Origin of the sequence: Xanthomonas campestris pv. phormiicola (assembly GCA_025666215.1) — a bacterium.
GTDB classification, from domain to species: domain Bacteria; phylum Pseudomonadota; class Gammaproteobacteria; order Xanthomonadales; family Xanthomonadaceae; genus Xanthomonas_A; species Xanthomonas_A campestris_A.
Genome location: CP102593.1, coordinates 4,783,771 through 4,809,559, shown reverse-complemented (window position 1 = coordinate 4,809,559; position 25,789 = coordinate 4,783,771). Strand labels below are relative to the sequence as shown.

Below are 25,789 nucleotides of genomic sequence, written 5' to 3'. Positions count from 1 at the left end.
GGCGAACATGGGGCATGCCCGTCATCCGGGGTTGATTCGCTTTTTGAGCCAAAGCGCCCTGATGAGCATGAGCACAAGCAGAACAAAGCCGCAGAGTCCTTGCAGCAATTCCGGCCAGCCGGGGCCCAGGGCGCATGCGGCCGCAATTTTCTGCCAAAGAACGTCTGCGCAAAGCGCATTCAACAGCGAGGCGAGCAAGAGCGGAAGAAGCAGTGGATCGCGGAGCATGCGGCTGTGGTTCGATGTCATGGGTCTTCGCTTCCTTTCGTTTGTGCGGTGGCCGATTCGCGTCCGGGTCGTGCCGTCGTCGATGCGTCGCGGGGAAGCATTCGAGGCGTGTTTTGGATCCGAGTTACCTGCGCGACCGCACGTAGCGGCGTTGTTCGATCCATCGCACCGGCTCGGCGACGATGTTGCCGAAGTCGGCCTGGCGTGGCGAGTGCCTGCGGGTCGGTGCATTCGCGCTTGCGTGGCTGCGCGTTGCCAGGCCGGGACGTCTGCGCAAACGCCGGGGTGCCTGATTCCATGGCGGCCGCCAGGCGATCGCGGCTCGCCCTAACGCTGCGGCGCGCGCGTGGCCGATGCATCGGCGGCGGCCGGCGGGGCGGTCCGCCACAGCAGCGCGCGGAACGGCGCCAGCAGGAACACGCCGATGCCCAGCTTCACCGCCAGGTCGCCGGCGGCCCAGCTGAGCCACGGCAGCGCCGAGCCGGCGAAGGCGATCGACCAGAAGATCGTCGTGTCCAGCGTCGCGCTGCAGGTGGTGGCGACGATCGGCGCGCGCCACCAGCGGCCGCGGCGCAGGCGGTCGAACACGGCGATGTCCAGCAGTTGCGCGGCGATGAACGCCAGGCACGAGGCGGCGGCGATGCGCGGGGTGGCGATCCAGATCGACAGCAGCACCGCCAGCGCGAAGCCGCACCAGGCCACGCGCCGCGCCGCGCGCGGGCCGAAGCGGCGATTGATCAGGTTGCTGACCAGGAACGCCACTGGATAGCTGAAGGCGCCCCAGGTCAGCCAGTCGTTGATCGGGAACTGCACCAGCACGTTCGACAGCAACACGACGGCGCCCATCGCCAGCACCGCCAGCAGCAGGGCGCGCGGGGTCAATGCGGCGAACGCGGGCGATGGCGGGGAGGGCGGAGGCATGGGGCGGTTGCGCTGCGGGTGAGGCGAAGCGGCGCATTATCGCCGTGCGCTGGCGCCGCGGCCAGCGTGCGCTTGCTGTGCACGTGCAGCAGGCTCAGGCTGGCTTCGTGGCATCAGCCGCGATGCTCTTCCTGGTTCGATCGATCCGGCCTTTGCATTCTCCGGTCGCGGCTGAAGCCGCTCCTGCACCGGCGCTTGGCGATGCGGAAGCCGCGGTCTCACGCGTCGGGACTGAAGTCCCTCCCACAAAACGCATGCATCCTTGTGGGCCAGTGCAGGCTTCAGCCGCGACCAGACGCTATCGGGCTCAAGCGCTCCTGCAGGGGCGCGGTGCCCATTCGGATCGTCCGGATGCGTAGAGCATCCCTGTGGGAGCGACTTCAGGGCACCTCTAATAACCCCAAAAAACTCGACTAAAACGCTCGCAAGTCATTGATGCGCATAGTGCGAAATTTTTAGAATCGAGGTTATTAGAGGTGCCCTTCAGTCGCGACGGGCGTTACCGGTGAAGCCTGTCGCCACTGAAGTCGCTCCCACAATCGGGCTGGCGGACCCTGGAGAACGCGCCAGCGCTAGCGCGGCACCGCCGTCCCATCCACCGCGGCACGCCCAACCGCCGGATCGTCGGTGAAGAAGGCATCCACGCCCGCGGCAATGAACGCGCGCATCTCGGCGATGCTGCCGGCGGCATTCACCGCGGCCGGACCGCGCGCATCCTGCAGGTGCTTGGGCAGGAAATAGTTCTCCGGACGGAACGTGTACGGCACCACCTGCAGCCCAGCCGCATGCGCATCGGCGACGAAGGCGGTAGGCGCGGCCAGCGCGCCGTCGGCATCGACCGGGATGATGGTGCGCAGGCTGGGGCTGACCAGTTGCGCATACCTGGCAATTTCGCGCAGGCCCTGCGCGCTGCCCATCTGTGCATAGGTCGGGCCATTGCGCAGCTGGTCGCCCGGGCGTTCCTTCGGATCGCCCAGCAACTGCACCAGGCGCACGTTCGGATGGTCCTTGCCGAGCTTGCGGTGCAGGGACTGCAGGTTGCCGATCTCGAACGACTGCACGATCACCGGCGCGCTGCGCGTGTACGCATGCGCGTCCAGCGTGGCCAGCACCTTGTCCTCCATCGCCAGGCCCAGCGACTGGAAATAGGTGCCGTGCTTGATCTCCGGGATCAGCCCGATCGGGAGTCCGCGCGCGGCCGATTCGGCCGCGGCGAAATCGATGATCTCGTCGAAGGTGAGCAACTGGAACTGCCCATCGAAGGCGGTGCCGCGCAGTTGCGGCAGGCGCTCGCGCGCGCGCAGCGTCTTCAGCTCGGCCAGGGTGAAGTCCTCGGTGAACCAGCCCTCCACGCGCTGCCCGTCGATCTGCTTGACCGTCTTGCGCGCGGCGAACTCCGGATGCGCGGCGACGTCGGTGGTGGCGCCGATCTCGTTCTCGTGGCGCGCCAGCAGTGCGCCATCCTTGGTCGAGACCAGGTCCGGCTCGATGAAGTCGGCGCCGTCGGCGATGGCCTTCGCATACGACGCCAGCGTGTGCTCGGGGCGCAGCGCGCTGGCGCCGCGGTGGCCGATCACCAGCGGCTTGTGCGTACCCGCAGCCGCGACCGTTTCGGCCGCGGCGGTCAGCGACGACAGCGCCATCGAACATCCCAGCATCCAGACCATGGGTTTCATCATCGCATGCGCTTGGCGGCCAGGTGGGGGCAGGATGCGCGCGTTCAGAAGCGCGCGTCCAGGGTCAGGAACACCTGCCGCGGCGCGCTGGCATGGAAGGCCAGCGAGCGCCCGTTCGGATCGCTGTTGCTGAAGGCGGTGAGGTTGGAGGCGTAGCGCTTGTCGGTGAGGTTGGTCACGTTGAGCGACAGCTTCAGGTCCTGCAGGAACGACACCGCGCCGAAGTCGTAGCCGGTGCCGGCGTCGAAGGCGGTGTAGCCGCCGAAGCCCTGGTCGTTGGTGTAGGTGTAGTAGCGCTGTCCGGTGTACTTGCCGCGCAGGTTCGCGTTCCAGCCGTTGTAGGTCCAGCTGATCTCGCTGGTGACCATGCGCTTGGGCGTGTCCACCGTGTACTTGCCGGCGGTGGGGATGGTCACGCCGTTCTGCACGTAGTTGTCGTCGTAGGTGGAGCGGTTGACCGAGGCCGAGTTGTACCACTGCAGGTGCGCGGTCGGCTTCCAGATGAAGGTCAGCTCGCCGCCGCGGCTGCTGACCGAGCCGACGTTGAAGAAGCGCGTGGTGCACGCCGCCGAGGTGCCCTGCTGGATGCTCGGGCAGGGATTGAGCGAGAGCAGGCGGTTGTCGAAGGTCACGTCGTAGCCGACCAGCGAGGCCTCGAACTGGTCGCGCACCAGGCGGTAGCCGGCCTCGAAGGTCTTGGACTTCTCCGGTTCCAGCGCGCCGACGCTGGCGTCGAACGAGGCCTGGGTCACCAGCAGCGGGCCGCCGGCGCCGCCGCCCTGGAACGCGGCGATGTTCTCGGCATAGGAGGCGAACACCTCCTGCCCTTCGGCCAGGCGATAGCTCACGCCCGCCTGCGGCAGCAGCGCCTCGCTGGCCTTGAGCGTGCCGTTGGCCACCGGCGACTCCACCGCGATCCCCGGCGTCTCGTGCGCGGTCATCGTGGTGTGCGGGCTCTTCGCGCCGATGTCCAGGGTCAGGCGCTCGTCGAGCAGCTTGAAGGTGCCCTGCACATAGGCCTGCTTGGTGGTGATCACGTAGTCCTGCGAGAACAGCCGGCGGTCCGGGCCGCTGAGGAACAGGTCGTCGTCGATCGGGCCGTCGATCCAGTAGAAATTGCGCTCCACGTGGTGCTTGTTGCGCTCGTACCACACGCCCGCTTCCAGGTGGTGCGGGCCCAGGTCCCAGCCCAGCGAGGCGATGCCGCCGGTGCGGTTGATGGTGTAGTTGGTGCTGCGGATCGAGATCGGCAGCGCCTGCGGCGTGCCCGGGTTCGAGGCCTGGCCCGGCGACCACCAGTGGCCCTGGCCCTCGTTCTCGTGGTGGTAGACCTGGGTGTGCACGCTCACCGCGTCGGAGGGCTGGAAATCGCCCGCGAGGTAGTACAGGTCGTCGTTGCGCAGCGCGCGGCTCTGGTAGTACGCGTCGTCGATGTTGTCCACGCCGCCGCTGTAGCCGCAGCGGCTGGCGTCGCGGGTGGCCGGCGCGCAATAGGCCGCGGCCAGCGCGCGCTGCCAGTCCGGCGCGTACAGGTTCCAGTCCCAGCCCAGGCCGCGGTGCAGGCCGCTCTTGGACAGGTAGGCGTAGTCGGCCTGCGAGGTGCGCGAGGTATCGACGAAGGCGGTGATCTTGCCGCCGTCGAACTGGTACACGCCCTTGCCGTTGAACTGCGCGGTGTGGGTCGGCGATTTCGGGTCGGCCCACATGTCGGCGCTGGCGTAGACGCCTGACAGGTACGCGGAGAAGCCGTTGTGCTCGCCGGTGTCCAGGCGCAGGTAGGTGCGGCGGTTCTGGTCCGAGCCGACCGTCTGCGACAGGCGCACGCCGGTTTCGGTGGACGGGTCGTCCGAGAAATACTGCACGGTGCCGCCGAGGTTGCTGGTGGACGCGGTGCCCAGGCTGCCGATGCCCGAGGCCAGCTCCACGCCGCCGAAGTTCTCGGCGATCAGCGCGCGGCTGATGTTCAAGCCGTTGTAGTTGCCATAGGCGTTGTCGCCCAGCGGCAGGCCGTCGAGCGTATAGCCCAGGCGCGTGCCGTTGAAGCCGCGCAGGCTCACCGTCTGCGATTCCTCGTTGGCGCCGAACGCGTCGTTGGACTGCACGTTGACGCCGGGAATGCGGTTGAGCAGCTTCTGGATGCTGGTGCCCGGCGGCAGGACCGGCACGTCCTGGCGGGTGATGCGCTGCACCTGGCGGGTTTCGCCCTGGCCGATCACCGAGACCGTATCGAGTTGGCGGGCGTCGCTCGCCGCGCCGTCGACCGGCGCGTCCGCCGCGTGCGCCGCCAGCGGTGACGACAGCAACGCGGCGAGGATCGCCGCGCTCAGCAGGTGATGGGTAGGCATGTGTGGGAAATTCGTTAAGGAGGTCCTGCGACGATGCGACAGCGACATTTCAGAATCGGGTCATGCGTGTTGCGGTTGTCATGCAATGCAGGTGCAGGCGATACATGTGTCTGCTGCGTCGCAGCTGGCCCGCTGCATGCGCCGCGCAGCGATCGCGTTGTCGTGCGCGCGCGGTGCGCTTCCATGGAAAGCAACTGAGCGCTGGCAGTGGAAGGCGATCGTTGAAGAATGAACATCTGCTGCTCCCGCTTTGCAGTGCGCAGACAAGCCTGCTGTCGGCAGATGCTTTCAGACGGGTGCAGCGGCATCGGCGGCCGCCATGAAACATTGCCGATGCATTTCTTCCAAGATGCAGAATGCGGTGCGCCGTCAAGGTTTCGGCAAAAATCTTCATGAATCATCGGCGCGTTTCACATCGTCAGCTCTGCGCTCGTGACGTTGTCGGAACATGGATCGAATGACCGCATGGCACGGCCGCTGACCTGTCCGGTGAAGACCCGGATTGGTTGCGCATGCGCAGTGACGCCGTCATTGCGCTTGCGCGCGCCCGCGTTGGCTGTGCAGGTGCGGCAGTCGGTCGCCCGTTCGTCTTGGCGCGCAATACCGCTGCGCGTTTTTTGTTGTCCATGCAACGTCGCCTGCGCCGGCCATCGCCCTGCAGGTGGCGCCATATCATTCCACCACGGAGAGAGACACCATGATCGATCGTATTCGCCGCCGGCCGTTGCTGGCCGCCCTGTTGTCCGCAAGCGCGCTCGTGTTCGGCAGTGCCCATGCCGCGCAGGACGCCACCGACGCCAGGCTTGCCGCCATGTCCGCCACGTTGCGCGCCGCACCGGTCACCTTCGACGTGCACCTGCCGTTGCGCGACGAAGCCGGGCTGGACGCGTTGCTGGCGGACATCCAGGATCCGGTGTCGCCGCACTACCATCACTGGCTGTCGCGCGCCGAGTTCGACAGCCGCTTCGCGCCGTCGCCGGCCCAGGTCGAACGCGTGCGCTCGGCCTTGCAGGCCGCGCACATGTCGGTCGCGCAGCAGGGCTCGGCCCTGCACGTCACCGCGAGCGCAGACAATGTCGAGCGCTTGTTCGCCGCGCCGCTGTCGCTCGATCTGCAGCAGGGCAGCCAGGCCAGGCTGACGACTACCAGCGAGCTGCAGTTGCCGGTTGCGCTGCGCGACAGCGGCGCGGTCGTCACCGGCCTGACCAAGGGGCCGCCGCCGAAGCATGTGTTGTCGCATCGGCTCGATGTGGATCCCCGCAACCGCGATGGAAGTGTCGACGTCTACTACTGGTACAACGATCTCAAGCAAGCGTACGGCTATCCGTCCTACCAGAGCATGATCGGCGCGCCCGGCCAGCAGCGCCGCCTCGACGGGACCGGGACCACCATCGCTATCCTGATCTCCAGCGATGTGCTGGATTCGGACATAGACGCCATGTTCGAACACGAGAAGTTCAGCCGCTACGCTAGCGACCACGCCAATCCCAAGCTGTATCAACGCCGCTATGTGGCGGGCGCCAAGCCCGGCCTGCAGGACGGCAACGACAATGCGGCGGGTGAGGCCATCCTCGACGTGCAGATGGCACTTGGCGGCGCACCCGGCGCGCATGTGCTGCTGTACGTAATCCCCGATCTCACCGACGCCTCGGTCCTGGCCGGCTACCAGCAGATCGTCAAGGACAATGAGGCGGACGTGGTCAGTTCCTCCTTCGGCTTTTGCGAGCTGTACTACACCAAGGCCTACAACGACGGCAAGGACTTCACCTCGACGTTGCATGCCTACAATGCGTTGTTCAAGCAGGGCAATGCACAGGGCATCACGTTCGTCGCCGCCAGCGGCGACAATGCCGGTCTCGATTGCGCGGACACAGACTATCTGGTCGATGGAAAGGATGGGCACTTCGTGCGAGGGGTCGACCACCCGGCGGTCGACCCGAATGTGACCGCGGTAGGCGGCGGCAATCTGTTCACCAATTACAAGAAGGGCTCGCTCGATTCCAGCTACCGCGGCGAGAGCGCTTATGCAGATCCGCTGATGGCCAAGGATTACTATGGCGTCGGCGCGCTGTTGGCCGGCGGTTATTTCGGCGCAGGTGGCGGGGTCAGCACGCTGTTCCAGCGTCCGGCCTACCAGCTGCGTGCGTTTGGTGGCACCCGCTCGTCGATGCGCACGCTGCCGGACATCGGCATGCTGGTCGGTGGCTGCCCCGGCATTGCAACGCAGCCTTGCGCAGAAGGAAAAAGTGCCGTTTACACGGTCTTCAAGGGAGCCATCACGCCATTGGTCGGCACCAGCGTCGCGGCCCCGGAGTTCGCCAGCGCTGCCGCGCTATTGGTGGAGAAGCAGGGGCGCCAGGGCAATCTCAACGATTACCTGTACCGACTGGCGTCCAATTCTCCGCAGGCCCTGCACCGCGGCATCCCCGGCTACAACGGCTTGGTCAACAACGACGTGCCGGTCAAGGGCAAGTACAACTACACCACCGGCTTGGGCACGCCGATCGTGCGGTTGCTGATCGGGGCCCTGGATACGGCGCCGGCGGGAATGCCGCGTTCTCCCAGCAATCCCTGATCCGCCTCGTACGGGCGGCGGCAGGTGCCGGTGCCGCATGGCATCGAACCTGAGCGTCCTGTCCACTGAAAGGCGAACAGGGCGGCACGCGCTTCGCCGCGTGCTGCGTTCCGTCAGCCCAACCCCAGCCGTTCCCGCAGCTGGGCGGCGATGTGTGCGGTTTCGCGCAGCGGCGCGATCCCGCCGCTGGCGGTGCCATGCATGGCCGGGGCATCGCCGAGGCGGCCGCGTGCGTGCAGCGCCGCATGGAACTCGCGTGCGCGGCCGCGCGCCGACGCCGGCATCGCCACAGCCACCGGCACGCGCGTGGCGCAGGCTTCCGAGAGCAGGTTCACCGAATCGGGCGTGCATACGATGCGCTCGGCCCAGCCCAGCAGGCCGGCGTAGGGATTCGGGCCATCGGCATCGCCGCACCAGACCACGCCCGGCACCCTGGCGAACGCATGGCGCAGGGCATGGGCCACCGCCGGCGGGGTCCGCCGCGAGGTGCTGGCGAGCACGCTGCCGCCCTGCTCGTGCAGGTGCGCCGCCAGTTCCCGGAACGTCGTCGTCGCCGCCTCGGCGGTCCATGGCGCCAGTGCGGCGGGGCCGCCGACCAGCAGCGCGGTGCGCGGCGAGGGCAGCGCGCTGAATTGCGGGAATGTCTCGCGCGCCGCGGCCAGCCAGGCATCGTCGATCGGGTGCAGGCTGCCGAGCAGGGTCAGCACGTTGTCGCCGCGCCGCCGGTCGTGTTCGGGCACCACCACCACGTCCCAGTGCCGTGGCGACAGGCGTGGATCCAGCACCTGCACCACTGCACTGCCACGCGCGCGCAGCAAGCGTGTCGCCAGAGCCGCCTGGCGGCCGCAGCCGATCGCCAGCGACGGCGGTTGCCGCAGCAGCTCGGCCAAGCCACGGCCATAGGCCTGCGCCGCGCCGGGCAAGCGCCGCGGCGCCAGCCAGCGCCAGGGCGGCCGAGGTTGCAGCACCAACGTCCGGGCGGGCATCGACGCCGGTCCGGCCAGTGCCGCCGCGAGCGCTTCGGCCTGGCGCGCATTGCCGGCGCGGCCGTCGCTAATCGCCCAGGGTGCGCCCGATCGTTTCACGTTTGGTAGTAATCCGTTGCATCGCGGCTGGGTGTTGCGGCTATCGTGCCACTCTACACTGGCCGCCTTGCGCCGAGACCGCCTGCCATTGGCGGCTTCGGCTTCTCCCCGACGATAGAGGAACTTCCGCATGTCCGACGCTCTGCACGATGCCGCCCTGGATCAGCTGTTCCGTACCGCCCGCACCCCGAACGCCTTCCGCGACACGCCCGTCGGCGAAGACACGCTGCGTGCCCTGTACGAGTTGGTGAAGTGGGGCCCGACCGCGGCCAACGGCAGCCCGGCGCGGTTCGTGTTCGTGACCTCGGCCGCGGGCAAGGAGAAGCTCAGGCCGGCGCTGTCCGAAGGCAACCTGGCCAAGACCCTGGCCGCGCCGGTGACGGCGATCGTCGCCCACGACGAAGACTTCCACGAGAAGCTGCCGTACCTGTTCCCGCACGCCGATGCCAAGAGCTGGTTCGACGGCCCGCGCGAAGGCCGCCGCGAGTCGGCGTTCCGCAACGGCACGCTGCAGGGCGCCTACCTGATCCTGGCCGCGCGTTCGCTGGGCCTGGATGCCGGCCCGATGTCCGGCTTCGACAACGCCAAGGTCGATGCCGCCTTCTTCGCCGGCACCGCGATCAAGTCCAACTTCCTGGTCAACCTGGGCTACGGCGATCCCGCCGGCCTGTTCCCGCGCCTGCCGCGGCTGAGTTTCGACGAAGCTGCGCGCATCGAGTAAGCCGTCCCATTTCGCTTCGCCCCTCACGCCGTTGTGCCCGTGTTTGCTGCAGTTTCCCCCAACCACCCGATTTCCCAGGAGCTTCGCCCATGAACAAGACCCGCACCCTGCTGCTCCCGCTCGCCCTGGCGCTGGCCGTCGTCGTCGCCCAGCCCGCCACCAGCGCCTTCGCCGCGCCGGCCGCCGCGGCCGCCACCGCGATCAAGGGCGCCACCGGCACCTACAAGCTCGACCCGGCGCACACCGACGTGCTGGTGCAGTGGAACCACCTCGGCTTCTCCAACCCCACCGCGCACTTCGGCGACGTCGACGGCACCCTGGTCTACAACGCCGAGAACGTGGCCAAGTCCAGCGTCCAGGTGACCCTGCCGCTGTCGGGCCTCAACAGCTTCACCGCCAAGTTCGACGAGCACCTGAAGAGCGCCGACTTCTTCGACGCCGCCAAGTTCCCGACCGCCACCTTCAAGAGCACCAAGGTGAGCGCGGCCGGCACCAACAGGCTGAGCGTGGCCGGCGACCTGACCATCAAGGGCGTGACCAAGCCGGTGGTGCTGGCGGTGACCCTCAACGGCGCCGGTCCGCACCCGATGCGCAAGGTGCCGGCGCTGGGCTTCGACGCCAGCGCCACGATCAAGCGCAGCGACTTCGGCCTGGGCGCGTACGTGCCCAACGTCAGCGACGAGGTCAAGATCCGCATCACCACCGAGGCGCTGCAGGACGCCGCCAAGTAAGCCTGCCTGCGCTCGCGGCGGCGCTTCGCGTGCCGTCGCCGTCCGCCGCAACGCAAACGCCCGCCATCCGGCGGGCGTTTGCGTTTTCGGCCGCTCGCCGTGTGTCGCCAGGTGGACGGGCTCGCGGGAGCCGCTCGTAGCTGATCCCACAAACGGGGACAGGAATCGCTCCTGCAAGGCAGTGATGCGTCCTGCCGAGCCTCGGCAAAGGCGCGTTCAGTCGAGGCGCTCTTCCATCGCCTGTTCGATCGACAGCGCGTACACCTGCACGCCGTAGCGGGTGAAGGTGGCGGTGGTGTCGCTGCCGATGTTCATCTCCTCCAGCGGCGCGCCCTGCGCGTCGGCGAGGGTCAGCCGGTAGATCGGCCCGAAGCGGGTGGTGATGTCGGTGGGGCTGATCTTCACCCGGTAGGTGCCGTTCCCCTTGAGCGCGAGCGGCTCGGAGAGCTGCCCGGGAATCAGCTGCAGGTCGGTCGACAGCTGCCGTAGGTCGCCGAGCACCTGCACGGCGAAGGTCTGCGTTTCTGGGAGGGCGCGGCCGAGAGGCGCCGCCGCTTGTGTCGCTCTGGCATCGGTGGCCGCGGTCGCCGCAGCCGCGGCAGGGACAATCGCCGCGATTGCGGTGGCGGCGGTGCCGAGGAGGAAGTTACGGCGGCTGTCGTTCGTATGTGTCGTCATGGCGATCCACCTGGAGTTTGCGCGTCAGCCCTGGCCAGGGCCGGGGTTGGGAGTGAAGCAGGAGCCTTTGTTATTGCAGTTGGTGTTGCTGCCCAATGAGCAGTCTTTCGTATTGGTGCATGCTGGATTCGTACCGTTGCAGACCTCATTGGTTGCGAGCGTACCGAAACGCTGTGCTGCCAGTGCTTCGACGGCGGCAGCGCTGGATGCGTCTGATCCATCGAACAGCACTTCTCCATTCTTGCCTATTGATATCTTGTCCGGATCCATGCGGATTGGCATGGGACGTATCTCACGTGCTGGCCAGGGTGGAAAGCGGACAGCCGAGCGTGCGTTCGGATAGGTCGGAAAATCCGCTCATCCAGCGACGTAGCTTGTCGTTTTCGATGTCGATGGTGCCGTCGGCGTGGAGTTGTCCGAGGTCGTTGCGATCATCGTGCAGTGCAACCGTGCACTTGCCGATCTTGCCATTGGCACGGATCATCAGCGAGTTCGGCTTTGCCGCATAGCAGATATATCCATCCAGATGTTCTTCCGAAATTGGGCGTTCGTCGTTCTGGGGGCGATCGACGCAGGAGGTGATGTAGGAGATCGCTTCAAGGTAGCGGTCGCGCGGCAATATCTTTTCCCCGATCGTGCCGCCCGTGCTCAGATTGGAGACCTTGTGGAAGTAAACAGAAAACCGTGGGTCGCTCAGCAGTTCGCGCTGCAGGCTGGAATACAGGCGCCGTACCGATTCGATGTTGTCCTGATGCAGGTGCAGGCGCAGCGAGATAGCGAAATTTGCCGATAGTGACCGGTAGGCGATGAGGTTCGACCATATTTTCTCGAACGTGGCGCCTTTGTTGGCGGTGATCCGTGTCTTGTCGTGCCATTCCGCGTCACCGTCCAGCGTGATCTGGAACTCGCGGTGCTGGAGTTCAGTAAACCTCTGCAGCAGAGCCGGCTCGAGCAGGTAGCCATTGGTGGTAAAGCCGGCGCTGAACGCAACGCCGTGTTGTGCGCACACCGCGTTTGCGTGTTGACCGATATCCAGGACGACATCACGCGCCAGGAGCGGTTCCCCCCCGAACCAGGAGATGTTGAGCCGATCCAGGTGAGGTACACGATTGGTGATCAACGCCTTGATGCCGCCGACCACGCTCGGTTGCATACGTCCTATTGCAAAATCTTCATAGCAATAGGTGCAGCGGAAATTACATTTTTCGGTCGGCAGGAGGATGAGAGACAGGATGCGCGGAGAAAGCGCTTCGGCGATGGTGGATTCGCTCAGCATCATTCTGTCTCAACCGTTCGGCGAGGGCTGGCCGCCGGTTCTACAAGAGCCGACATTGGACGCTTTGGAGCAGTCGCCGGTATTGTTGCAGGTGTAATTCGTGGAAGAGCAGGTGCCGGAGTTGGTGCACGTTCCGGCATTTTCGCTCATCGGGCGAATCGATCCCGCTGTCGCTGAAGCGATCACCGCGGCGCGCAATCGATGGTTGGCGAAGTTGAGTGACCCGTCCGGGTTCAGCGTGATGCCGCGGGGATCAATATCGTGAAATGCCCTATCCATCTGCAAGCCGCCGCTCGATATCCGTCGATTGGTGAAAAAGTCTTGGATGCAAATAGGTTTGATATTGTGATTTGATTCACATTTTCACCCGTGTCTACATTCCAGAGGATGCGCTTGTACCTCGTGACGATCCCGCTTCAGCCATTGGCGCCATCTTGACTACGGCGTGTTACCCGTTTTCGTCCCCTCCCGCCTTCCAATACCCCGTCGCCCGGATCCATTCCTTCGGCACGTTGAGCCGGCCTTCGATGAACTTGCGCATCATCCGCGCGCGTGCCGATTCGCAGGCGATCCAGTAGAACGCGTCGCCGTCCGGCACTTCGAAATCACGCAGCGCGTCTTCCAGCAACTGGCTGCTCAGTACGTGCACGCCATTGCGCTCCAGCCAGGTGATGCGTACCTGCGCGCGCGACGGCAGCGCCTGCCGATCGGCGAAGCCGGGGATCTCGATCAACGCCTCTACCTCCGCACCGGCCGGCAGTTCTTCCAGCCAGCGGCCGATCGCCGGCAGTGCGGTCTCGTCGCCGATCAGCACGTAGGTGGCGTAGTCGTCGGCGGCCACGAACGAGCCGCGCGGGCCGCCGACCACCAGCGCGTCGCCCGGGTTGGCCCGCGCCGCCCAGCGGCAGGCCGGGCCATCGCCGTGCAGCACGAAATCCAGGGTCAGTTCCTGCGCCGCGGCGTCGTAGTGGCGCGGGGTGTAGTCGCGCGCCGGCGAGGGCGCGGCATCGGCCGGATACACCGGGCCGCTGTCGGTCAGCGTCGGCAGCACGAACACGCCCTCGGCGTTGGGGAAGAACAGCTTGACGTGGTCGTCGGGTCCGGCGCTGACGAAGCCGTCCAGCGCCGGGCCGCCGACCACGATGCGGCGCATGTGCGGGGTCAGCGGTTGGGTACGCAGCACCTGCAGGTGGCGGATCCGCAGCGGGTGGCGCAGCAGGCGGTTTTCATGGGTATTCATGCGAAAAGGTCCTTGGGGAAAAGGGGCGCGGCGCGCTGCGCCTGCGGAGAAGAAGGATGTGTGGCAATGGCGTGCGGGCAGCGCTCAACCATCGCCCTCGCGTTCCATGCCATCGGCGGCCTGCATCAGCAGCTGCGCGACGCGTTCGATCTCCGTCTCGGTCCAGCGGCCATGGCGCGCCAGCAGGCCATGCTTGATCCGGCGCATCGCCTCGCGCACCGGCGCCGGCACGTTGGCGCGGACCAGCGCGCGGGCGCTGTGGTGGGTGCGTTCCACCGCCGCGTCCAGCTGCGCGCGCTGCGCCTGCACAAAGGCCAGGCCGTCGGCGGTGATCGCGTAGCGCTTGCGCGCCGCACCGGCATCGGCCTGCACCAGGCCCTGCGCTTCCAGCTGTGCCAGGGTCGGGTAGACGGTGCCGGCGCTGGGCGTGTACAGCCCATGGAACAGATCGGCGACCGCGCGGATCAGCTCGTAGCCGTGGCGCGGCTGGGTTTCGATCATCGCCAGCAGCAGCAGGCGCAGGTCGCCATGGCCGAGCGGGCGGCTGCCGCGGCCGCCGCTGCGCCCATGCTGGCCGCGGCCGGGGCTGTCCTCGTCGAACAGGCGGCGCGGGGGGCGGTGGCTGGGGTCGGTCGGGCGGGGCATCGTTTCGATATGTCTAAGTGTTACGAAACGATATATCGAATTTAGGCGGCGGGCAAGGTCGCTGGTCGGGCTTGCATGGCTGGGGTGGGGGATGGTTCAGCGGCGCGACCTGGTGGGCGCGTGGTGCGTTCTGGTTGATAGCGTCGCGACTGAAGGGCACCTCTAATAACCTCGATTCTAAAAATTGCGCACTATGCGCATCAATGACTTGCGAGCGTTTTAGTCGAGTTTTTTGGGGTTGTTAGAGGTGCCCTTCAGTCGCGACGCGGAGTCGGTCGGCAAGTCGGCTTCGGTGCCCGCCTGTCGGGGCTGAAGTCCGTCCTACAGTGCATCCAGCGGGTTGGTCGCGCGGTTTTTGTAGGAGCGGGTTCAACCGCGACGAGCCGAGACGTTCGCTTTGCGGCGGTGCAATGCGTCGGGACTGAAGTCCCTCCCACAGTGCAATCGCATCGGCCATCGGCACCACCCCTTGTGGGAGCGACTTCAGTCGCGACGCGCGATGGTCGATACGTAGGCTTCGGTGCCTGTCTGTCGGCGCTGAAGTCCCTCCTGCCGTGCACCCGGCGGGGCGGTCGCGCGCTTTCGTCGGTCGCGCGCGTTCTGCAGGAGGTTTCAACCGCGACCAACCCGGCTCAGCCGCCGTCGCCCTCCTCGAGCACCCGCCGCTGCATCTCGTCCAGGTAGTCGTCCAGTTCCTGCACCGAGGTGAAGATCTCGTTCAACGGCACCGCCTTGACCACGTCGAACACCTTGCGGATCTGCGGTTGCGGGTTGACCACCAGCACCCGGCCGTCGCGCGCGGCCAGCACCTTGCGCGCCTTGAAGATCGAGCGGATGCCGGCGCTGCTGATGTAGTCCAGGTGCGACAGGTCCAGCACCAGGGTGGTGATCTGCGTGGCCAGCAGCGGGGCCAGCGCCTCGTCCAGGGCCTGGTAGGTATGCGTGTCCAGGCGCCCGCTGAGGGTGATGCGCTGGCGCCTGTCCTGGGTGGGGTCGATCTGCAGGCTCAACGTGGTCATGCGGGGAACTCCTGGGGGGCGGGGTCGAAGGGCTGCAGCAAGGTGATGCACACGACGTTGCGGCCGGCGTCGTGGCGGTAGTCGATATGGTCGGCGAGCTGCCGCACCAGGTGCAGGCCGAGGCCGCCGATCGGGCGCTGCGCGATGTCCGCGTCCAGGTCCGGCAGCGGCGCGGCGCGCAGGTCGAAGGCCGGGCCGCTGTCGTGGAATTCCAGCACCAGCGCGCCGGTCTCCACGTGCAGCAGCACTTCCACCGGCGGCTGCTCGCTGCTCAGGTGGCCATGCTCGAGCGTGTTGCAGGCCAGTTCCTCCACGATCAACCGCGCCCGGCTCACATGCTCGCGGGCCACGCCGTGGCGCAGCAGCGCCGCCTCCAGCGTGTCGCTCAGTTGCGCCAGGGTGTCCATTGCCGGCGCCATCTGCAGCCGAAGTTTCATGGTGCTCCTTCCCGCGTCGGATCCTGGCGCAAGCGGATCGCCAGCAAGGTGATGTCGTCGGACTGCGGTGCGGCCGCGGTGAACGCATGCACCGCGGCCAGCACCCGCGCGCACTGCGCCTGCGCGTCGATGCCCGCCTCCAGCGCGGCCAGCAGCCGCTCGGGGCCGTAGGCCTGCTGCTGCGCGTCCATCGCCTCGGTGATGCCGTCGGTATAGCTCAACAGCGTGGTGCCGGCGGCCAGGCGCCCGCGCACCACCGGGTAGCGGGTCTGCGGCTCGATCCCCAGCGGCGGGCCAGATTCCAGCGCCAGCAACTGCGCGTGGCCGTCGGCGCCGAGCAGCACCGGCGGTTCGTGGCCGGCGCTGGACAGCCAATAGTCGCCGCTGTGCACGTCGATCAGCCCGCACAGCACCGTGGCGAACATACAGGTCTCGTTGCCTTCGACCATGCGCTGCGAGGCCGCGATCAGGATCGCGTCGGGCCGGTTGTGGCGGCGCGCGGCCACTTCCAGCACGGTCATCGCCCGGGCCATGAACAGCGCCGCCGGCACGCCCTTGTCGGACACGTCGCCGACCACGAACCACAGCAGCCCCGGCTCGGTCTCGAAGAACTGGTAGAAATCGCCGCCGACCATCGTCGCCGGCTCCAGCAGCGCATAGGTCTCCAGGTGCTTGTGCGCGCTGTCGAAGGTACGCCCGTCCGGCAGCATCGCGCGCTGGATGTCGCGCGCGATCGACAGCTCGCTCTGCATGCGCTGCCGCGCCTGCGCCAGCGTGGCGATCTCCTCCATCTGCAGCTTGATCGAACCGCGCGCGCGGTCGAAGGCGCGCGCCATCACCCCCACCTCGTCCTGCCGCTCCACGTGGCGCAGCGGGTAGTCGAACTCGCCCTGGCTGAAATGCCCCGCCGAGTTGGTCAGGTCCTCGATCGGCCGCGCCAGCCGCGCGGTGTAGCGGTGCAGCAGCCACAGCCACAGCAGCAGCGCGCTGCCGCCGCCCAGCCCCACCCACAGCGCGATGCGGTTGAGCCCGGCCACGATGTAGCCCTCGGACACGGTCAGCGCGAAGGTCCAGCCGGTGTCGCCGACCGCCGCGCTCTGGGTCAGGTAGCGCTCGCCGTCGGGCGCGGTGTGGGAAAAGCGCACCGGTGCGTGCGCGGCCACCGCCGCGGCCAGCGGCGACAGGTCCGGCCGGGCGCGCGCCACGTGCGCCTCCAGGGTGCGGCGGAAGCGCAGCGCCGGGTCCGGATGCAGCACGAACAGCCCGTCCGGCGACAGCAGCATCGGCTGCAACCCGGCGCTGGCCGGCAGCTCGCCGACGATCGCCTGCAGCCGCTTCAGCGGCACGTCCACGCTGACCATGCCGATCGCAGGCGCCTGCACGCCGTCGCCGGGCAGGCGCAGCGGCAGGTTGTAGGTGGTGAGGTAGTCGCCGCCGGTGGAGGCGTCGCTGTACGGCTCGGACCACCACGGCGCTTGCGCCGTCAGCGTGCGCCGGTACCAGGGCATGGTCCGGTAGTCGTAGCCCAGCGCATCGGCCGGCTGTTCGGTCACGCGGCCGTTGGCGCGCCGCAGGTGCCAGGCGAAGCCGCGGTCGTCGCCCTTCAGCGTGCCCGGCTCGATCACCAGCAGCGCCCCGGCGATGTCCGGGTCGCCCTCCAGCGTGGCGTGCAGCAGGCTGCGCAGGTTGAACGGCTGGCGCCCGACCGCCGAGGCGCCGGCGGCCAGCGTGCGCCCGCTCACCTGCACCGAGCCCAGCGTCGCATCCAGGCTGCGCGCGGTCTGCTGCGCCAGCCCGGCCACCTCCTCGCGCGCATTGCGCACCACCACCTGGCGCGCGCCCAGGTAGAACAGCAGCGCCAGCCCGGCCAGCAGCGCCACCTGGAGCAGGCTGCCCCACAGCATCAGCCGGGTGCGCAGGCTGTGCCGCCAGGCGACCGCTGAAGCGTCCTGCGCTGACGAAAGGGCGGTCATGGCGGCGCTCCGCGGGAGTCGGCCCCGATCATAAGCGCAGCCGCGCCCCGCCGCGCGCCGGGTGTCGCGCGCTGTCCCGGGCCAATGTGACAGTCCGTTCCATACGCTGCCGTACGAGGTCCGGCGGGGCGGTTGCGCTACACTTGGAGGCTTCGAAAAACACATGCAATCGCGCGCGTGCGTGCGACCTACGGGAGCGCTATGAACTGGTTGAACGAGGTGCTGCAGAACGATCCGAACCCCACTGAGACCCAGGAGTGGATCGAATCGCTCAAGGCCGTCATCGATGTGGCGGGCCCCGAACGCGCGCATCAGCTGCTGGAGGACATGGTCGAGCTGACCCGTCGTTCCGGCGCCTACCTGCCGTTCTCGCCGACCACCGAGTACGTCAACACCATCGCGCCCGCCAACGAGGCCAAGAGCCCGGGCGATGCGGCCATCGAGTGGAAGATCCGCTCGATCATCCGCTGGAACGCCATGGCCACCGTGGTCCGCGCCAACCGCAAGCCTGGCGACCTGGGCGGCCACATCGCCTCCTTCGCCTCGGCCGCCACCCTGTACGACGTGGGCTTCAACCACTTCTGGCGCGCCCCGTCCGACAAGCACCCCGGCGACCTGCTCTACATCCAGGGCCACAGCGCCCCGGGCATCTACGCCCGCGCCTTCCTCGAAGGCCGCATCAACGAGACCCAGCTCGACCATTTCCGCATGGAAGTGGACGGCCAGGGCATCTCCTCCTACCCGCACCCGTGGCTGATGCCGGACTTCTGGCAGACCCCCACCGTGTCGATGGGCCTGGGCCCGCTCAGCGCCATCTACCAGGCGCAGTTCATGAAGTACCTGGAGCACCGCGGCCTGATCGAGAAGTCCGACCGCAAGGTGTGGTGCTTCATCGGCGACGGCGAGAGCGACGAGCCGGAAACCCTGGGCGCCATCGCCCTGGCCGGCCGCGAAGGCCTGGACAACCTGATCTTCGTGGTGAACTGCAACCTGCAGCGCCTGGACGGCCCGGTGCGCGGCAACGGCAAGATCATCCAGGAGCTGGAAGGCGTGTTCCGCGGCGGCGGCTGGAACGTCATCAAGCTGCTGTGGGGCGGCTATTGGGACGCGCTGCTGGCGCGCGACACCGACGGCGTGCTGCGCAAGCTGATGATGGAAACCGTCGACGGCGAATACCAGAACTGCAAGGCCTTCGGCGGCGCCTACACCCGCGCCAACTTCTTCGGCAAATACCCGGAGACCGCGGCCATGGTCGCCGGCCTGTCCGACGACGACATCTGGCGCCTGAACCGCGGCGGCCACGACCCGCACAAGGTCTACGCCGCCTACCACCAGGCGGTGAACACCAAGGGCATGCCCACCGTGATCCTGGCCAAGACGGTCAAGGGCTACGGCATGGGCTCCTCGGGCGAATCGCTCAACCCCACCCACCAGACCAAGAAGCTGGACGACGACGCCGTGCGCGCGTTCCGCGACCGCTTCAACATCCCGCTCAGCGACAAGCAGCTGGCCGACGCCGAGCAGGTGCCGTTCTACCACCCCGGCCCGGATTCGCCGGAAGTGCAGTACCTGCAGGAACGCCGCGCCTCGCTCGGCGGTTACCTGCCGCAGCGCCGCCGCAAGGCCGACCAGTCCTTCACCGTGCCCGGCCTGGACAAGTACGACCGCCTGCTCAAGTCCAGCGGCGAGCGCAGCTACTCCACCACCATGGCCTTCGTGCAGAGCCTCAACATCGCCCTGCGCGACAAGGACCTGGGCCCGCGCATCGTGCCCATCGTGGCCGACGAAGCGCGCACCTTCGGCATGGAAGGCATGTTCCGCCAGATCGGCATCTATGCCCCGTTCGGCCAGAAGTACAAGCCGGTAGACGCCGACCAGCTGATGTTCTACCGCGAGGACCAGTCCGGCCAGGTGCTGCAGCAGGGCATCAGCGAGCCGGGCGCCATCTCCTCGTGGTTGGCCGCCGGCACCAGCTACTCGGTCAGCAACGTGCCGATGCTGCCGTTCTACATCTACTACTCCATGTTCGGCTTCCAGCGCGTGGGCGACATCGCCTGGCAGGCGGCGGACATGCGCACCCGCGGCTTCCTGCTCGGCGGCACCGCCGGCCGCACCACGCTCAATGGCGAAGGCCTGCAGCACGAAGACGGCTTCAGCCAGGTCATCGCCGGCTCCATCCCGAACGTGCGCAGCTACGACCCCACCTTCGGCTTCGAAGTCACCGTGGTCATGCAGTACGGCATGAAGCGGATGATGCAGGAGCAGGTGGACGAGTACTACTACATCACCCTGATGAACGAAAACTACACCCACCCGGAAATGCCGGCCGGTGCAGAAGAGGGCATCATCAAGGGCATGTACCTGCTGCAGGACGCCGGCAAGCCCAAGAAGGGCGAACTGCGCGTGCAGCTGCTGGGCTCGGGCACCATCCTGCGCGAAGCCATCGCCGCGGCGGAGCTGCTGGACAAGGACTTCGGCGTCACCGCCGACATCTGGTCCTGCCCCAGCTTCAACGAACTGCGCCGCGACGGCTTCGACGCCGAGCGCTGGAACCGCCTGCACCCGGAAGGCGAGCAGCGCAAGCCGTACGTGACCCAGCTGCTGGAAGGGCGCCAGGGGCCGGTGGTTGCGGCAACGGACTATGTGCGTGCCTTTGCCGACCAGATTCGTGCGTTCGTGCCGGCGCATTACACCGTGTTGGGCACCGATGGCTTCGGCCGCTCCGACACCCGCGCCAACCTGCGCCGCTTCTTCGAGGTGGATCGGTACTACATCGCGCATGCGGCGATTGCGGCGTTGGCGAAGGATGGGAAGATGACCGGGAAGGATGTGGCTCGGGCGATCAAGCAGTACAAGATCGATCCTGAGAAGTCGAATCCGGTTGGCGTCTAACCGACCCGCCAGGCAATAACGCTCTACCCCTCTCCCGCCACGCGGGAGAGGGGGCCGCAGCGGAAGAGGGCGCTCTTCCCCTGGTCGGCCCGCATTCGCAAGGACCGCGAACATGCCCCCCAAAATCCGCGACGTGCTGCAACAACTCAGGGACGCAGGCTGGCAGCAAGTCAGCCAGACCGGCAGCCACCGCCAGTTCAAGCATCCTGTCTACCCAGGCCGCGTGACAGTGGCCGGCAAGCCGAGCGATGATGTGGCTCCCGGCACCCTGAACAGCATTCTCAAACAGGCCGGCCTGAAGAGGTAATCGTCATGCGCTACGCCGTTGTCATTGAGCAAGCGGGTAACAACTACTCCGCCTACGTGCCGGATCTGCCGGGGTGTGTGGCGACGGGTGCGACGACTGCGGAGGTGGAAGATTTGATCCGCGAGGCGATCGAGTTGCATCTGGCTGGCATGCGAGAGGATGGGGAAGTGATTCCGCTGCCTTCGAGTCAAGTTGAGTATGTGGATGTGGCGGCTTGATGGGGGAGGGCGCCGCTGTTGCTCCGACGGCAGGGATACGGCGAAGTATCGGGATTACGCATGCGCTTCACCGGTTGATCTCGTCCCGATCCAATACATGTTCTCGCCGTACGACTCTGCTATCGGTCAAGTCGGATCCTCGCTTCGTCTGTCTAGCTCTTGGTAGTGTGTGTATGTAGGACGTCCCAATGCGGGTTTGACCCACAAGAAAAGCGGGCTTGGCCGCCTTTTCTTATTCTCGTGGCGTTAATATCGTCTGGAGACGCTAACTTGTTAAGGATGGAACGTGGCCCTAGAAGTCATACTTACTACCGATCGGTATGATCGCGATGTCGCTGGTCGTGAGCTTCTGGATGCTCTTCAAAGTTCACCAATGGACTTTGTCCTAAATGGTGCCGTTTTTTACTACGACTTCCCCACCTATGGCGACTACGAAGCGCAGATCCACACTCCAAGCGCTCTCTTGCTCAGCCCAAAACACGGTGTAATAGCAATCCGGGCTTTAAGCAGTATTGAAATAACATCTGGCAACCAAGGTGCGCTTGTAGATGTTGAGGAAGAGATTTCACAATTCTGCAGCATCTTAATAGGGCGTCTGCTCAAGAGTAGGCAGCTCCGGCGGGGGGTGGCTTCTCTCAAGTTTGAGGTTACTCCTATAATCTATGCTCCTGGCCTTTCGGCAACCATTGATTTGCAAGAAGAGTCCGGCTTGCCTGTCATCACGTCGATGGCAAGCCTGCGCTCATTTTTTGATGAAATTGGCAATCCAAACTTAAGTCCAGATGATCTTGCGGAGGCTCGTTCGGTTATAGAAGGCGCGAAGGCGCTGACGCGACCTGTCAAAAGATCAGTCGGTGATCCTGCTTCCCAGAAAGCCGCGGTTGCTCTCGTGCAACTTGAATCAGAGATCGCAAATTTCGACGAAAAACAGCGTAGGGCAGCATTGTCAACTGTGGCGGGACCACAGCGAATTCGCGGCTTGGCTGGCTCTGGAAAAACCGTGATTTTGGCCATGAAGGCGGCACACCTTCATTTAACTAATCCCGAGGCCAAGATTCTCATCACTTTCTATACAAAGAGCCTCAACGAAACTATTAGGTCATTGATTACCAAGTTCTATCGCCATTACAAGGACGAGGATCCGGATTGGACCTTGGTTCACATAAGGCATGGCTGGGGTGGTGGCCGTAAGCCCGGCGTCTACCATGATGCTTGTGTCAGAGCAGGGGTCGAGTCACTGAGCTTTCCTATAGCCAAACAACGAGCCGGCGTTAGTGACCCTTTTGACTTCGCATGCGCGACGTATTTACAGCAGGCTGCTGGAGATCAAGCTTACTACGATTATTTTCTCATCGACGAAGGGCAGGATTTCCCTTCAAGCTTTTATCGCCTCGCGTATAATGTAACGAAGGGCGGGCGTGATCGAAAGAACATTGTCTGGGCTTATGATGAGTTACAAAACATTCTTGATGTAAAGATTAGGTCGCCAGAGGAACTATTTGGCGCAGACGCTGCGGGTGCGCTCATATCTTTAGATCGGTCATCTGCGAATTTGCCGCGCGGTGCAGAAAATGACATTGTCCTAAGCAAATGCTATCGCAATCAGAGAGAAGTGCTTGTTGTCGCCCATGCGTTAGGCTTTGGCATCTATGGTCAGCTAGTGCAAATGTTGGAAAGTGCTGACCATTGGGGAGATGTCGGTTACGAGGTTAAAAGGGGAGACTTCAATATTCCGGGTTCGTCGGTGGTAATCGAGCGTCCTGCGAAAAATAGTCCTCTTTCCATTGGCAGTGTCGATGGCTATCCCATTATCGATTGTTTCATTGCACAAAACCTCGGCGCTGAATGTGCTTGGGCGGTGGCTCAGGTGAGATCCTTTATTTCTGGGGGATTAAATCCTCATGACATAGTCGTCGTATGCTTGGACGATCGGAATGTTAGATACTATTTTAAGGAGATTAGCTCTCTAATGGCTGCTGCGAATATTAGCAGTCACAATCTATCTGCAGATTCGTTTTCTGATCTTCCTTTCTTTGCCGAAGGTCGTGTTACTCTCTCGACTATCTATAAGGCAAAAGGTAATGAAGCTCCCGCAGTTATTGTTGTCGGTTTAGATGGAGCTGGTCGAAGGACTCGGGCGGGCAGAAACAAGGTCTTTACGGCGCTCACACGATCTAAGGCCTGGGTGCGGGTTAGTGGAATGGGCGAGATTGCCAGCGGTCTAATGCAAGAAATCTCCGTTGCAATGCAAGAGTTCCCTAATCTTAAGTTCGCAATGCCAGATCTTACTAAGATCAACTTCATTCAGCGCGATATGGGTAAAAAGCAGGCCGCAATCAAGAAAATTCGCGATCAGTATCTCAAGCAGCTTCAGGCTGAGGGCTTTACTGAAGATGAGGCCATGGATTTGCTGGAGGAGAGGAATGGAGCGACGCGGGGTCGTTGAGGGAATAAATGCCAGTTGGCGCTTTTTGGAATCTTGCGGTCTCGCTGAAAGCTTCGCGAGTGGCGAGCCGTTGGACGTCGACGATGGTTTTAGAGAGCAAATAATGTGCTCATCTACTACTCACGAAAGCTTATATTCTTTCTGTTTGCAGCGCTCTTACTTTAATATCCTTCTATTTGATCATTCGTTCTTTCAATTTGGATGGATGAAAACGGATCATGTTCGATTTGCGTATTACCCAAACCCGCATGTTTCTGATTTAAATGCCTTGAATAAGTTCAGGCGTTACCGAGAAATGCTTGCGGGTGGAATTATTACAGATGATGACTTTGGACAGCTTGTGAGAGGTATGGCGTTTCGGGGGAGTGTGCCCATATTCCGATACGAAAACGCTCCATCTCAGTATGTTGCCTTATCTCATCCCTGTTCTCACTTGCACATCGGTCTACATGGTGATAATAGATGGGCCTTGCGACGGCAGCTTACACCTCTGGCGTTCACAATGCTAATTGTAAAACATTACTTTTCAGACGAATGGAGCCTAGGTGTGGAGTCAGGCTCTATAGATGGTGTAAACAAGTTTGACACTGCTCTCGGCGATGAACGGAGTCGATGTCGTGTGATTTCTGAGTTCTCCATCGCGGAAGAGCGAGCCTTTCATTTTTTCTAAAGACTAATTAAAAAGACGCAAGATAATCAAGCAGAAAACCGAGCCGGCTTGCACTTTCTCTTCTAGGTGCCATTACCTCTTGCGGTCTGCCTGCCCGGAGTGGCGGGTGGGCCTGGGACTGAAACTGACAGCGCGGATTGATCTGATACAAGTAGCGGTAGTATGGAAGCAAATAGGTCTCGTGCACAACGTTTAGTAGCAGCGGTAGAAGCGACTATAAAATGCTACTCAAAAAGAGGGATCTGATCGTCGTCTTTATCGGCTACCTGTGGCTGCATCTTTGTATCGTCGTAGCTGCTGCTAAGTTCACTTTTGGCAAGTTGGAATCCTCGTACGAAGATCATCAACATCTCATTGCGCTCTTGATCGCTTACGCGCGCTATCTTTTCCCCCGGCAACACAACCAGTTGCCGGTCAGACTTGGAATTTGGGGCACTAAAGTCCAGGAAGGAAAAGTCAGCCTCTTCTAGATCCGGGTCCTGGGCAAGGATGTCATCTACTACTGTGATGAACAAGGCGAGGCGTTCTTTATCAAGTGGATTTGAGCGCCAGAAACTAAACCACGGGAGATGGAGCTTTCCGTTGGAGCCATAGATTAGGGGGGGGCTAAAAGGGATCACTAGCTCACGCCCTACGGGATAGAATCGCCTTGCGACCTGATGTACGAAGTTAATTTCAATGTCTCTGAAATGTTTCTGCACCAATGGAAGTAGGCTAAGGAAATTTTTGCGCACATCCTCTCGTTTCACTTTTTCAATAATTGCTTGCTCAATTTGGCTATAAGGTATCTTTAGGTAAATTAGATCTCGGACGAGCTCGAAGACTAGTTCGTAGCTAAAAGTTGGGCTATTTCTAACGAGTGCTACAAGCGCTTTCTGAATTCGAACTGGATCAGGATGCCAGACGCGTGCAAGATGCTGAAGTGAAGGAATCTTGAGCTTTGCCATTGGGTTATTCCTCACTGTCAGAAGGGTGCCTTCAAGACCCTAAAATGCTGCTCAATCTCATCGTTCTGCAAGCGCATACCCGGGTTGATGGTACCCCCGTGGTTCCAGGCTCTGTCCCATGGTCCCCCAGGAGCATGACTCATCTCTACTAAAGTGCCTGGGCGCAACTTTGAGTAGAATATGGTTGCTGCATGGACGACCTTGCTGGTTTCTTCATCTAAAGTTATTTCTAGATCAACTCTTGCGCCTGTCGCTGGATCTAGTTTACGGGCTCTACTTTTTATGGGTGCCCGGTCAAACGACTTGAATTCTCTATACACATGCTGCAGCACGGGCCCGTACTGCCACGCCTCAAATTCCTGTTTTACAAGTGGCTTTCCAAGCTTGGCAATGCACCAGCCGTGACAGAAAAACAAAATTTTCTGAAGTGCCAAGTTGGTTACATCCCTCCCCTCGGATTGGGCTATGTCTAGAATCAAGTTTGCTACTGCGCGGCCATCGTTCATGAGTGTCCCATCAGATCGCGTGGCATGTTTAAGATATCCCTGAATGCTGAACAAGCCTAGAGTACACCTAGAGGCGCCGATTGCCGAAGCCTAAGAGGCTTGATTCCTCTGAGCTTGACAAGCTGTCTGCTCAGTAGCAGGCTTTCTCATAAGGAGCGTCGAAACTCCTCACGTAGCGGTACCCACCTCCGACAAACCGGTGGGTTTTTTGTGCCCGAGGCTCGGGCGCAAGCCGACGCGATGCCTGCGTCGG

23 protein-coding genes are annotated in these 25,789 nt (G+C 63.8%); 7 read left to right on the top strand and 16 right to left on the bottom strand.

Annotation, left to right across the window (positions count from 1 at the left end; genetic code table 11):
- Positions 1-21 precede the first annotated feature (21 nt).
- From NRY95_20320 to NRY95_20305, 4 genes are all read right to left on the bottom strand, one after another.
- On the bottom strand, positions 22-249 hold the full coding sequence (locus NRY95_20320; GenBank protein ID UYC15999.1) for a hypothetical protein: 228 nt from the start codon (positions 247-249) through the stop codon (positions 22-24).
- A gap of 306 nt (positions 250-555) precedes the next feature.
- Entirely contained in the window at positions 556-1,149 is a 594-nt protein-coding gene (locus NRY95_20315) for a queuosine precursor transporter (protein UYC15998.1), read from the bottom strand.
- 572 nt (positions 1,150-1,721) lie between these two features.
- Complete coding sequence (locus NRY95_20310; GenBank protein UYC15997.1) at positions 1,722-2,828, bottom strand: glycerophosphodiester phosphodiesterase; 1,107 nt, start codon at positions 2,826-2,828, stop codon at positions 1,722-1,724.
- 41 nt (positions 2,829-2,869) lie between these two features.
- Entirely contained in the window at positions 2,870-5,170 is a 2,301-nt protein-coding gene (locus tag NRY95_20305) for a TonB-dependent receptor (protein ID UYC15996.1), read from the bottom strand.
- A 697-nt stretch (positions 5,171-5,867) separates the two neighbouring features.
- Between NRY95_20305 and NRY95_20300 the strand changes: the two genes are divergently transcribed.
- A complete protein-coding gene (locus NRY95_20300) occupies positions 5,868-7,745 on the top strand; it encodes a S53 family serine peptidase (protein ID UYC15995.1) in 1,878 nt (625 codons plus the stop codon).
- A 113-nt stretch (positions 7,746-7,858) separates the two neighbouring features.
- On the opposite strand, the gene NRY95_20295 is transcribed toward NRY95_20300, so the two are convergent.
- Positions 7,859-8,830: a mitochondrial fission ELM1 family protein gene (locus NRY95_20295; GenBank protein ID UYC15994.1), complete on the bottom strand. Its 972-nt coding sequence runs from the start codon at positions 8,828-8,830 to the stop codon at positions 7,859-7,861.
- A gap of 130 nt (positions 8,831-8,960) precedes the next feature.
- On the opposite strand from NRY95_20295, the gene NRY95_20290 reads away from it, so the two are divergent.
- Together NRY95_20290 and NRY95_20285 are read left to right on the top strand one after the other, a co-directional pair.
- Positions 8,961-9,551 carry a malonic semialdehyde reductase gene (locus tag NRY95_20290; protein UYC15993.1) on the top strand — a complete coding sequence of 197 codons (591 nt, stop codon included), beginning with the start codon at positions 8,961-8,963 and terminating at the stop codon, positions 9,549-9,551.
- Between the two features lie 89 nt (positions 9,552-9,640).
- On the top strand, positions 9,641-10,282 hold the full coding sequence (locus tag NRY95_20285; protein ID UYC15992.1) for a YceI family protein: 642 nt from the start codon (positions 9,641-9,643) through the stop codon (positions 10,280-10,282).
- A 216-nt stretch (positions 10,283-10,498) separates the two neighbouring features.
- Here NRY95_20285 and NRY95_20280 read toward each other — a convergent pair whose 3' ends face one another.
- The 9 genes from NRY95_20280 to NRY95_20240 all read right to left on the bottom strand — a co-directional run bounded on the left by NRY95_20280 (position 10,499) and on the right by NRY95_20240 (position 17,550).
- Complete coding sequence (locus NRY95_20280; GenBank protein ID UYC15991.1) at positions 10,499-10,960, bottom strand: hypothetical protein; 462 nt, start codon at positions 10,958-10,960, stop codon at positions 10,499-10,501.
- 24 nt (positions 10,961-10,984) lie between these two features.
- Positions 10,985-11,230, bottom strand: a complete 246-nt coding sequence (locus NRY95_20275; GenBank protein ID UYC15990.1) for a hypothetical protein — start codon at positions 11,228-11,230, stop codon at positions 10,985-10,987.
- A 22-nt stretch (positions 11,231-11,252) separates the two neighbouring features.
- On the bottom strand, positions 11,253-12,239 hold the full coding sequence (locus NRY95_20270) for a radical SAM protein (GenBank protein ID UYC15989.1): 987 nt from the start codon (positions 12,237-12,239) through the stop codon (positions 11,253-11,255).
- 6 nt (positions 12,240-12,245) lie between these two features.
- Positions 12,246-12,521 (bottom strand): hypothetical protein, encoded by a 276-nt coding sequence (locus NRY95_20265; protein ID UYC15988.1) that lies wholly within the window; start codon positions 12,519-12,521, stop codon positions 12,246-12,248.
- Between the two features lie 163 nt (positions 12,522-12,684).
- Positions 12,685-13,476: a siderophore-interacting protein gene (locus NRY95_20260; protein ID UYC15987.1), complete on the bottom strand. Its 792-nt coding sequence runs from the start codon at positions 13,474-13,476 to the stop codon at positions 12,685-12,687.
- Positions 13,477-13,560: 84 nt separating this feature from the next.
- Positions 13,561-14,121 (bottom strand): PadR family transcriptional regulator, encoded by a 561-nt coding sequence (locus NRY95_20255; protein ID UYC15986.1) that lies wholly within the window; start codon positions 14,119-14,121, stop codon positions 13,561-13,563.
- 632 nt (positions 14,122-14,753) lie between these two features.
- Positions 14,754-15,140, bottom strand: coding sequence for an STAS domain-containing protein (locus tag NRY95_20250; GenBank protein ID UYC15985.1), 387 nt, complete (start codon positions 15,138-15,140; stop codon positions 14,754-14,756).
- The gene (locus NRY95_20245) at positions 15,137-15,577 is read right to left on the bottom strand and encodes an ATP-binding protein (GenBank protein ID UYC15984.1); all 441 of its coding nucleotides are present in this window, start codon (positions 15,575-15,577) and stop codon (positions 15,137-15,139) included. The genes NRY95_20250 and NRY95_20245 overlap by 4 nt, the downstream gene beginning before the upstream one ends.
- Positions 15,574-17,550: a SpoIIE family protein phosphatase gene (locus NRY95_20240; GenBank protein UYC15983.1), complete on the bottom strand. Its 1,977-nt coding sequence runs from the start codon at positions 17,548-17,550 to the stop codon at positions 15,574-15,576. The genes NRY95_20245 and NRY95_20240 overlap by 4 nt, the downstream gene beginning before the upstream one ends.
- Positions 17,551-17,751: 201 nt before the next feature.
- Between NRY95_20240 and aceE the strand changes: the two genes are divergently transcribed.
- The 4 genes from aceE (at position 17,752) to NRY95_20220 (ending at position 23,413) form a co-directional block, all read left to right on the top strand.
- On the top strand, positions 17,752-20,442 hold the full coding sequence (gene aceE / locus NRY95_20235) for a pyruvate dehydrogenase (acetyl-transferring), homodimeric type (GenBank protein ID UYC15982.1): 2,691 nt from the start codon (positions 17,752-17,754) through the stop codon (positions 20,440-20,442).
- A gap of 112 nt (positions 20,443-20,554) precedes the next feature.
- Positions 20,555-20,749 carry a type II toxin-antitoxin system HicA family toxin gene (locus NRY95_20230; GenBank protein UYC15981.1) on the top strand — a complete coding sequence of 65 codons (195 nt, stop codon included), beginning with the start codon at positions 20,555-20,557 and terminating at the stop codon, positions 20,747-20,749.
- A 5-nt stretch (positions 20,750-20,754) separates the two neighbouring features.
- On the top strand, positions 20,755-20,967 hold the full coding sequence (locus NRY95_20225; protein UYC15980.1) for a type II toxin-antitoxin system HicB family antitoxin: 213 nt from the start codon (positions 20,755-20,757) through the stop codon (positions 20,965-20,967).
- Positions 20,968-21,253: 286 nt separating this feature from the next.
- On the top strand, positions 21,254-23,413 hold the full coding sequence (locus NRY95_20220; protein ID UYC15979.1) for an ATP-binding domain-containing protein: 2,160 nt from the start codon (positions 21,254-21,256) through the stop codon (positions 23,411-23,413).
- A gap of 894 nt (positions 23,414-24,307) precedes the next feature.
- Here the strand turns inward: NRY95_20220 and NRY95_20215 are convergent.
- Both NRY95_20215 and NRY95_20210 read right to left on the bottom strand, forming a co-directional pair.
- Positions 24,308-25,030, bottom strand: a complete 723-nt coding sequence (locus NRY95_20215; protein UYC15978.1) for a hypothetical protein — start codon at positions 25,028-25,030, stop codon at positions 24,308-24,310.
- 17 nt (positions 25,031-25,047) lie between these two features.
- Entirely contained in the window at positions 25,048-25,536 is a 489-nt protein-coding gene (locus NRY95_20210; protein UYC15977.1) for a DUF4065 domain-containing protein, read from the bottom strand.
- Positions 25,537-25,789: the final 253 nt, after the last annotated feature.

What these genes read in the sequence shown, in the direction of transcription:
- NRY95_20320 (UYC15999.1), bottom strand. Translation starts at nt 249, where the DNA reads ATGACATCGAACCACAGCCGCATGCTCCGCGATCCACTGCTTCTTCCG.
- NRY95_20315 (UYC15998.1), bottom strand. Translation starts at nt 1,149, where the DNA reads ATGCCTCCGCCCTCCCCGCCATCGCCCGCGTTCGCCGCATTGACCCCG.
- NRY95_20310 (UYC15997.1), bottom strand. Translation starts at nt 2,828, where the DNA reads ATGATGAAACCCATGGTCTGGATGCTGGGATGTTCGATGGCGCTGTCG.
- NRY95_20305 (UYC15996.1), bottom strand. Translation starts at nt 5,170, where the DNA reads ATGCCTACCCATCACCTGCTGAGCGCGGCGATCCTCGCCGCGTTGCTG.
- NRY95_20300 (UYC15995.1), top strand. Translation starts at nt 5,868, where the DNA reads ATGATCGATCGTATTCGCCGCCGGCCGTTGCTGGCCGCCCTGTTGTCC.
- NRY95_20290 (UYC15993.1), top strand. Translation starts at nt 8,961, where the DNA reads ATGTCCGACGCTCTGCACGATGCCGCCCTGGATCAGCTGTTCCGTACC.
- NRY95_20285 (UYC15992.1), top strand. Translation starts at nt 9,641, where the DNA reads ATGAACAAGACCCGCACCCTGCTGCTCCCGCTCGCCCTGGCGCTGGCC.
- NRY95_20280 (UYC15991.1), bottom strand. Translation starts at nt 10,960, where the DNA reads ATGACGACACATACGAACGACAGCCGCCGTAACTTCCTCCTCGGCACC.
- NRY95_20275 (UYC15990.1), bottom strand. Translation starts at nt 11,230, where the DNA reads ATGGATCCGGACAAGATATCAATAGGCAAGAATGGAGAAGTGCTGTTC.
- NRY95_20270 (UYC15989.1), bottom strand. Translation starts at nt 12,239, where the DNA reads ATGATGCTGAGCGAATCCACCATCGCCGAAGCGCTTTCTCCGCGCATC.
- NRY95_20260 (UYC15987.1), bottom strand. Translation starts at nt 13,476, where the DNA reads ATGAATACCCATGAAAACCGCCTGCTGCGCCACCCGCTGCGGATCCGC.
- NRY95_20255 (UYC15986.1), bottom strand. Translation starts at nt 14,121, where the DNA reads ATGCCCCGCCCGACCGACCCCAGCCACCGCCCCCCGCGCCGCCTGTTC.
- NRY95_20250 (UYC15985.1), bottom strand. Translation starts at nt 15,140, where the DNA reads ATGACCACGTTGAGCCTGCAGATCGACCCCACCCAGGACAGGCGCCAG.
- NRY95_20245 (UYC15984.1), bottom strand. Translation starts at nt 15,577, where the DNA reads ATGAAACTTCGGCTGCAGATGGCGCCGGCAATGGACACCCTGGCGCAA.
- NRY95_20240 (UYC15983.1), bottom strand. Translation starts at nt 17,550, where the DNA reads ATGACCGCCCTTTCGTCAGCGCAGGACGCTTCAGCGGTCGCCTGGCGG.
- aceE (UYC15982.1), top strand. Translation starts at nt 17,752, where the DNA reads ATGAACTGGTTGAACGAGGTGCTGCAGAACGATCCGAACCCCACTGAG.
- NRY95_20230 (UYC15981.1), top strand. Translation starts at nt 20,555, where the DNA reads ATGCCCCCCAAAATCCGCGACGTGCTGCAACAACTCAGGGACGCAGGC.
- NRY95_20225 (UYC15980.1), top strand. Translation starts at nt 20,755, where the DNA reads ATGCGCTACGCCGTTGTCATTGAGCAAGCGGGTAACAACTACTCCGCC.
- NRY95_20215 (UYC15978.1), bottom strand. Translation starts at nt 25,030, where the DNA reads ATGGCAAAGCTCAAGATTCCTTCACTTCAGCATCTTGCACGCGTCTGG.
- NRY95_20210 (UYC15977.1), bottom strand. Translation starts at nt 25,536, where the DNA reads ATGAACGATGGCCGCGCAGTAGCAAACTTGATTCTAGACATAGCCCAA.